Genomic DNA, 4,824 nt, shown 5'->3' with positions numbered 1-4,824 from the left:
TTCCCCTTCCCCCCCCCTGGACCCTTGCTGCGATCGTCCTGGGGCTCGCGCTGGCGCGCGGCCCCGCGCAGGCCCAGAGCGTGCCACCGGTCCTGCCGGCGCCGGTGGAGGCGGCGCTGGCGCAGGCCCAGGTGCCGCGCGAGGCCCTGGCCGTCGAGGTGGTGCCGGTCGGCGGCGGCGCGCCCCGCCTGAGCCACCAGGCCCAGGTGCCGATGAACCCGGCCTCGCTGATGAAGCTCGTCACCACCTATGCCGCGCTGGACTTGCTTGGGCCGGCCTACACCTGGACCACGCCGGTCTATGCCGAGGGAGCGGTGGCCGACGGGGTGCTGCAAGGCACGCTGTACCTGCAGGGCCAGGGCGACCCGAAGCTGGTGGTCGAGCGGCTGTGGCTGCTGCTGCGGCGCGTGCAGCAACTGGGCGTCCGCGAGATCCGGGGGGACATCGTGCTCGACGGCTCGGCCTTCGAGCTGCCGCCGGGCGATCCGGGGGCCTTCGACGAGGAGCCCTGGCGCCCGTACAACGTGCTGCCCGACGCGCTGCTGATCAACTACAAGTCCATCGCGCTGGGCTTCGTGCCCGATCCGGCCCGCGCGCGGGCCTGGGTCACGGTGGAGCCGCCGCTGCACGGCTTTGCGGTCGACCCCTGGGTGCCGCTGGACTTCACTGCCGAGTGCGCCGACTGGCGGGCCCTGCTCAAGGCCGAGCTGGGCGATCCCGCCCGGCTGCGCTTGCGCGGCGCCTATCCGGCGCGCTGCGGCGAGAACCAATGGGCCATCGCGCACGCCGATCCACGCGGCTACAACGCCCAGGCCGTGCTGGGGCTGTGGCGCAGCCTGGGGGGGCAGTTGTCAGGCACGGTGCGCGAAGGCCGGGTGCCCGAGGGCCTCAAGCCGCTGGTGGCCAGCACCTCGCCGGCCTTGGCCGAGGTGGTGCGCGACATCAACAAGTTCAGCAACAACGTGATGGCCCGCCAGCTGTTCCTGACGTTGGGGCGCGAGCGCCGTGGCCAGGGCGATTTGGCGTCGTCACGGGCGGTGGTGCAGGACTGGCTGCGCACCCGCCTGGGGGTGCCCGATGCCGCGGTGGTGCTGGACAACGGTGCCGGGCTGTCGCGGCAGGCCCGCGCGAGCGCAGCGGTGTTCACCCGGCTGCTGCAAGCGGCCTGGGCCGACCCGGTGATGCCCGAGCTGATGGCCTCGCTGCCGGTCCTGGGCCGCGATGGCACCTTGCGGCGCAGCCGCACCGAGCCCGGGCGTGCGCATCTGAAGACCGGCTCGCTGCGTGATGTGGCCGGCCTGGCCGGCTATGTGCTGGGCGACAGTGGACAGCGCTACAGCTTTGTGGCCATCGTCAACCACCCGCGCGCGGCCGCCGCACGCCCGGCCCTGGAGGCTTTGGTGCAATGGGCCTTGCGCGACCGCGCCGAGGGCCCAGCCCCCGGGTCCGCAGGCCCCGGCCGGGGCGGTCAGTAGGGGTGCCGCTCGGCGCGCTGCCAGGCGAGGTTGCCGATCAGGCGATTCATCTGGGGGCTGAAGTACAAATCGTCGGCCCACACGTACTTGTAGGAACTCAAGCTGGTGTCGTAGTCCGACTGTACGGTCGACGTCGAGCAATCGATGGCGGGCTGCACGGTGCACGCCGCCGTGCCTTCATGGGTGAACCGGTAGCCGGTGTTGCTGTCGCCATCGGTGGCCAGGCGCACCAGGTTGTTCACCTGGGCATAGGCCGCCTTGCGGCTGTTGTTGCCGAAGCTGTTGTAGAAGCCGGAATTGAAGGCATCGGTCAAGGCCTTGAGCAAAGTGCGCCCGGCCACGGGTTCGGCCAGCCCGCGCGGGGTCTTGCCCTGGTTGACCACATCGATGGCCAGCACGCGCGCATCGCGGTCGGTGATCTGCTGCACCAGCCGGCCGAGGTCGGCGCCGCGGTTGCAGGCTTCGCGCAGGGTGGTGGGCAGGTTGGCCTGGCTGCACAGCCCCTCGTCCTCGTAGTTCGGGGGCACGGCGCTCGGGTCCTGTGCGTACAGTGCCCACACGTCTTGCGCGCCCACTTGCAGCAGCACCATGTCGCCGGTGCCCAGGTTGGGCAGCTGGGCCTCCACCTGGGTGCGCACGTTGGCCAGGGTCCAGGTTTCGTCGGCGTAGAGCTGGGCCACGCGGTTGCCGGTGAGGTTGGATGGGTTGCAGGCCGCAAAGGCAAAGCCGTAGTTTTCGGCCACGAGCTGGTTCCAAGTGCGGTAGTTCCGGCAGTCGGCCAGATCGTTCACGGTGTACTTGCGCCCGTCGCTGGCCATCGCGCTGTGGCCGTCGCCGAAGGAAAAAATGCGCGTAGGCTGAAAGGGATCGTAAACATCACCGCCACAGCCTGCCAGGGCCAAGGCGGCCGCCACGGCCGCCAGCGATCGTTGGCGCCAGCGGGCACCGAAAGACGACAAAGACATGCACACTCCACGAAGCATTGGGGGGGGGATCAGGCGGCAGCAGCGCGTGTGAGTCGGTCGCGCACACCGTCCCACTCGGGGCCGGGGGGCGGGCTTTCGACCCAGATGATCCGCGCACCGCGCTCGTCGAATTCACGCAAGGCGGCAAACAACTCCCGCGCGGCCGCAGCGGCATCATCGGGCATGGCCCGATACAACATGCCTTTGGCCGGGCGAACGGTACGGGCATACAAGGCCACCGGCCCCGGGGTCTGGCCCCAGACTTGCAGGGCCGTGCGCAGCACGTCCGTGCTCATCAGGCGCACGACCGCGCGGGGCGCGTAGTGGGCTTTGAGGGTGCCGGGGGCCCGCGGGGCCTGTGCATCGCGGTCGAGCAGGGGTTCGCCCAGCGCGGCCTCGATCTGGGCTCGGGTGTGCGTGCCGGGGCGCAACAGCACGGGGCGGGCGCGTGAGCAGTCGATGATGGTCGATTCGATGCCCACCGGGCAGGGCCCGCCGTCGAGCACCAGCACCTCGTCGCCGAACTCTGCTGCCACGTGGGCGGCGGTGGTCGGGCTGACCCGGCCGAAGCGGTTGGCGCTGGGGCCGGCCAGTCCGAGCAGGCCGCGCCGGCTGGCCGCCTGGAGCAGGGCCTGGGCCACCGGATGGGCCGGGCAGCGCAGGCCGATCGTGTCCTGTCCGCCGGCCGCCGCTGTGGCCACCCCTTCGCGGCGCGGCACGATCACGGTGAGCGGGCCGGGCCAGAAGGCGTCCATCAGCCGGCGGGCCGCCGGCGGCACGGCCCGGGCCAGCGCCAGGGCGGCTTCGGCATTGGCCACGTGCACGATCAGCGGGTGGTCGGCCGGCCGGCCCTTGGCGGCGAAGATGCCGCGCACGGCCTCGTCCTGGCCGGCATCTGCGCCCAGGCCATAGACCGTTTCGGTCGGGAAGGCCACGAGGCGGCCGGCCGCCAGGGCCTCCAGGGCCTCGGCGATCTGGGCGGCAGGGGTGCCGTCAAGGATGCGCGCCACGGTGGTCGTGCCCCTTCACCAGCGAGCGATGCCGAGTCGCTCGGCACAACGCCGCGCCACCTCGTCGGCCTGGGCCGCAGAGGCTGCCGTCACGGTCAGGTGGCCCATCTTGCGTCCGGGGCGTGCGGCCAGCTTGCCGTACAGGTGCAGATGCACCCCGGGCAGGGCCAGCACCTCGGCCCAGGCCGGCTCGCGCTCGCGCCCCTGGGCGTCGAACCACAACTCGCCCAGCAAGTTGAGCATCACGGCCGCAGAGTGCTGGCGCGGGGCCACCAGCGGCAGCCCGGTCATCGTGCGCACCTGCAACTCGAACTGCGACACGTCGCAGGCGTCCAGCGTGTAATGGCCCGAGTTGTGCGGCCGCGGCGCCATCTCGTTGGCCAGCAGCCGGCCGTCGCGCAGCACGAAGAACTCCACGCACAGCACGCCCACGTAGTGCATCGAGGCGGCCAGGTGCTCGGCCGCGCCGATGGCCTGCGCTTGCAGCTCGGGGCTCACGTCCGGGGCCGGCACGGTGGTGACCGCCAGGATGCCCTCCCGGTGCAGGTTGCGCTGCACCGGGTAATGCACCACCTCGCCCTGGGCGTTGCGCGCGACGATCACGCTCACCTCAAAGGCCAGGTCCAGGCGCTGTTCGAGCACGCAGGGCACGCGGCCGAGCTGCTCCCAGGCGGCTGCCAGGTCCTGCGGTGTCGTCACCGCGACCTGGCCCTTGCCGTCGTAGCCCAGGCGGGCGGTCTTGAGCAGGCCCGGCAGCAGCTCGGCATCGACCGCGGCGAGCTGCTCGGGCGTTTCGATCACGGCATGGGGTGCGCAGGGCACACCGCAGCGCCTGAAATGCGCTTTTTCCAGGGCGCGGTCCTGGCAGATCGCCACCGCTTGCGCACCCGGGGCGACCGGACGATGCGCCTGCAGCGTGACCAGGGCCGCCGAGGGCACGTTCTCGAACTCGGTGGTGATCGCGGCGCTGCGCTGCATCAGCTGCGCCAGGCCTTGCTCGTCCAGGTAGTCGGCCTGGATGTGGTGGTGTGCCACCAGCCCGGCCGGGCTGCTCACGTCCGGGTCGAGCACGACGGTGAAGTAGCCCAGGGTCTGGGCCGCGTGCACGAACATGCGGCCGAGCTGGCCGCCGCCCATCACGCCCAGGGTCGCACCCGGCTGCACGGTGCCGTTCATGCCGGCGCTCCTGCAGGCGGCAGCGTCATCGCCCGCGCCGCCTCGGTCTGGCGGGCGCGGAAGTCCAGCAGCTTCTCTCGCAGCGCGGGGTTCTCGTTGGCCAGCAGGGCCACGGCGAAGAGGGCCGCATTGGCGGCGCCGGCCGTCCCGATGGCGAAGGTCGCCACCGGGATGCCCTTGGGCATCTGCACGATGGAG

The 4,824-nt window shown here is 71.8% G+C and carries 5 protein-coding genes; 1 reads left to right on the top strand and 4 read right to left on the bottom strand.

The genetic code is table 11. From position 1 onward, the window contains the following. Positions 1–32: 32 nt before the first annotated feature. Positions 33–1,475, top strand: coding sequence for a D-alanyl-D-alanine carboxypeptidase/D-alanyl-D-alanine-endopeptidase (dacB, locus tag ACK42S_RS15755; RefSeq protein WP_409709676.1), 1,443 nt, complete (start codon positions 33–35; stop codon positions 1,473–1,475). Here the strand turns inward: dacB and ACK42S_RS15750 are convergent. The 4 genes from ACK42S_RS15750 to ACK42S_RS15735 all read right to left on the bottom strand — a co-directional run. Then, positions 1,469–2,440, bottom strand: a complete 972-nt coding sequence (locus ACK42S_RS15750; protein WP_409709673.1) for a hypothetical protein — start codon at positions 2,438–2,440, stop codon at positions 1,469–1,471. The genes dacB and ACK42S_RS15750 overlap by 7 nt on opposite strands. Positions 2,441–2,469: 29 nt before the next feature. Then, complete coding sequence (locus tag ACK42S_RS15745) at positions 2,470–3,450, bottom strand: L-threonylcarbamoyladenylate synthase (RefSeq protein WP_409709670.1); 981 nt, start codon at positions 3,448–3,450, stop codon at positions 2,470–2,472. Positions 3,451–3,465: 15 nt separating this feature from the next. After that, complete coding sequence (locus tag ACK42S_RS15740) at positions 3,466–4,626, bottom strand: 5-(carboxyamino)imidazole ribonucleotide synthase (RefSeq protein WP_409709667.1); 1,161 nt, start codon at positions 4,624–4,626, stop codon at positions 3,466–3,468. Further along, positions 4,623–4,824 (bottom strand): AIR carboxylase family protein (locus ACK42S_RS15735; protein WP_409709664.1); only part of this gene is annotated, 202 nt, incomplete at its 5' end. The genes ACK42S_RS15735 and ACK42S_RS15740, both read right to left, overlap by 4 nt.

Origin of the sequence: Caldimonas sp., from assembly GCF_046289365.1 — a bacterium.
Classification (GTDB): Bacteria; Pseudomonadota; Gammaproteobacteria; order Burkholderiales; family Burkholderiaceae_C; genus Caldimonas.
This window is presented reverse-complemented; position numbering and strand designations above follow the sequence as displayed.

Bases quoted from the DNA above. Each gene is read 5' to 3' on its own strand.
- ACK42S_RS15750 (WP_409709673.1), bottom strand. From the start codon at position 2,440: ATGTCTTTGTCGTCTTTCGGTGCCCGCTGGCGCCAACGATCGCTGGCG.
- ACK42S_RS15740 (WP_409709667.1), bottom strand. From the start codon at position 4,626: ATGAACGGCACCGTGCAGCCGGGTGCGACCCTGGGCGTGATGGGCGGC.